Annotated in this window: 3 protein-coding genes; all 3 read right to left on the bottom strand. The window is 62.9% G+C overall.

Annotated features, from left to right (window positions below; translation table 11 throughout):
• On the bottom strand, positions 1-458 hold a 458-nt coding region (locus tag ACRCSW_RS23235; protein WP_438708025.1), incomplete at its 3' end, for a DMT family transporter.
• An 89-nt stretch (positions 459-547) separates the two neighbouring features.
• Complete coding sequence (locus tag ACRCSW_RS23230; RefSeq protein ID WP_438708024.1) at positions 548-1,459, bottom strand: DUF2167 domain-containing protein; 912 nt, start codon at positions 1,457-1,459, stop codon at positions 548-550.
• A gap of 193 nt (positions 1,460-1,652) precedes the next feature.
• On the bottom strand, positions 1,653-2,759 hold the full coding sequence (gene leuB, locus ACRCSW_RS23225; RefSeq protein WP_438708023.1) for a 3-isopropylmalate dehydrogenase: 1,107 nt from the start codon (positions 2,757-2,759) through the stop codon (positions 1,653-1,655).
• Positions 2,760-2,823: the final 64 nt, after the last annotated feature.

Genomic DNA, 2,823 nt, shown 5'->3' with positions numbered 1-2,823 from the left:
AGGTGCCCGAGGCCAAGCTCCGCCGAGCCGGGGCGGAGGACGATCAGCACGCCGATCAGCCCGACGGCCACCGCGATGCCGCGGCGGAGGCCGACCTTTTCCCCGAGGATCGGGATCGCCAGCAGCGTGATCAAAAGCGGCATGGCGAAGAGGATCGAGTAGGTCTGCGCAAGCGGCAGCACCGAAAAGGCGTAGAACCCGAAAAGCCCGGTCAGAACGGCGGTGAAGGTACGCAGTGCCGTCCACCACGGGTGGCGGGGGATCAGGTTGCCGTCGGTCCGGTCGGACATCAGCATGATGGTCACGATCGGAAAGCTGAGCAGGCCGGAAAAGAAGATGATCTGGAACGGAGAGTAGCTGCCGCCCAGAACCTTCACCACCACGTCATGCGTGGCATAGAGCGCGAAGGCGAGAAGCGACAGAAGCGCGCCGCGCATGTTCGATTGGGCTTGGGGCATGGTCTTGTCCGGCGGCTCGGGGGCATTTCCTCAAATGCCCGTTAGCGCCCGAAACCATCGCGCGGATCGGGTCGCTCCGCAAGGGCCACTCAGCTGTCGCCGCGCTTGCGGAACCGGCTGAAAAGCCAGCCGAGAGGCGCCAGAAGCAGCACGATCCCGCCCTTTTTCAGGAACGCCAGCGCCACCGCCAGAAGCCCCGCCGTTGCCAGCGGATTGCCGGAAATCAGGCCGCCGACGTCCATTTCTGCCACCTGGTCGGTGTCCGGGTTGAAATCGGCGTAGCGGTTGCCATCGGTGAAGCTGATCATCTTCAACACGTCGGGGGCCGCGGCCTTGACGTCGGCCAGCTGGTCGATGCCGGCGACGAAGCTGGCGATCAGCACGCCCTTGCGGCCAAGTTCGCGGATGTCATAGTTCAGCGTGTCGCTCTGATCGCCTTCGAAGCGCAGGCGTTTGGCCCAGTAAAGCTCCCGCTCCACCTTGTCGTAATGCGGCGGTTCGGCCCAGCCGACCAGATCGATGGCCTGATAGCCATTCTCCTGGCGCCACTTGTTTCCGGCGATCGTATCCTGTCGCATCGTGACGAGCAGATCGTCGTAGTTGTAGCCATCGGCGTCTTCGTCCGAGACGTAGCCCATCGGATCGAAATCGACGATGACGCCCCAACCGTCGCCCGTCGGCGATCCGTCACGCGGGAAGATCATGCCCAATGACGGTTGATCTTCCGGCGGGTTGCCCCACAGGACCTCCAGCACCAGCGAAGCGCCTGTCGGATTGATGTAGTAGTAGTTGTCGGGAAGGTTTATCTCGGCGATCCCGCCGCCAATGGTGATCTTGCCCTGCTGCAGATCAAGCTGATCAAGAAGCGAACGGGCTTCCTGATCGTACTCCTCATACTCTTCGGGGAAGAAGGTTTTGAAGGGTTCTGCCAAGGCTGGGCCGCTGAGGCAAAGCGCGAGGCAGAAGGTGGCGGGAAGCGGAAGGGACCGAATGAAGCGCAAGACAACCTCCTGAAAGCCATCGGACGATAGCTGAAGCAGTTTGCTTTGCAACTCGGTGCGTTTGGTATCTTCTTTCTGGTGCAGAGTGGCCACTCATCACTCCCTTTCGGTCGTTCTTCGTCAGGGTCTCAGCGAAGAGTGCCCGTCAGGGCCGATGAGCGGCTGGCTGGGTTCAGCAAGAATGCAAGCTGCTCTAAACGCTCGCCTCCAGCGCCGCGATCACCGCGTCGCCCATCTCGCTGGTCGAGACGGGCTTGCCGCCCTCTGGCCCCATCAGATCGGCGGTGCGGACGCCGTCGGCGAGCACCTTTTCGACGGCCTTTTCGACGCGCGTCGCCTCGTCCCCGAGGTTGAACGAATAACGCAGCGCCATGGCGAACGAGAGGATGCAGGCGATCGGGTTGGCCTTGCCTTGCCCCGCGATATCGGGGGCGGAGCCGTGGACGGGCTCGTAGAGCGCCTTCGGGCGGCCGTTGGCCATCGGCAGGCCGAGGCTGGCGGAGGGTAGCATGCCGAGCGAGCCGGTCAGCATCGCCGCCATGTCGGACAGGAGGTCACCGAAAAGGTTGTCGGTGACGATCACGTCGAACTGCTTGGGCCAGCGGCAAAGCTGCATGGCACCGGCGTCGGCGTACATGTGGCTAAGCTCGACGTCGGGGTATTCCTTGTCGTGGATTTCCTGCACCACCTCGCGCCAGAGGATGCCGCTTTCCATCACATTGGCCTTCTCCATCGAGCAGACCTTGTTCGAGCGTTTGCCGGCGAGTTCGAAGGCCGACCGCGCCACGCGGGCAATCTCGGATTCCGTATAGCGCTGGGTGTTGATGCCGACGCGTTCGTTGCCTTCGGTGAAAATGCCACGCGGCTCGCCGAAATAGACGCCGGAGGTGAGTTCGCGGACGATGACGATATCAAGACCCGCCACGACTTCCTTCTTCAGCGAGGAGAAGTCGGCCAGCGCGTCGAAGCACTGCGCGGGGCGGAGGTTGGAGAAGAGGTCCATTTCCTTGCGCAGACGGAGAAGGCCGCGCTCGGGTTTAACGGAGAAATCCAGCTTGTCGTATTTCGGGCCGCCGACGGCGCCCAGCAGAACCGCGTCCACTCCTTGCGCCTTGGCCATCGTGTCGTCGTGCAAGGGGGTGCCGTGCTTGTCGTAGGCAGAGCCGCCGACCAGGTCTTCGCTGACGTCGAAGGCGATGCCGCGCTTCAACCCAAACCAGCCGATGATCTTTTTCACCTCGGCCATGACTTCCGGGCCGATGCCGTCACCGGCGAGGATAAGGATGGAAGGGTTGGCCACGGGCATGCTCCTGCAGAACTGACGGTGCTCGCGTAGCGGCTTGGCAGGTGGGGGTCAAGCGTGG

The sequence above is a fragment of the Tabrizicola sp. genome, assembly GCF_051645465.1.
Lineage (GTDB): Bacteria > Pseudomonadota > Alphaproteobacteria > Rhodobacterales > Rhodobacteraceae > Tabrizicola.
This window is presented reverse-complemented; position numbering and strand designations above follow the sequence as displayed.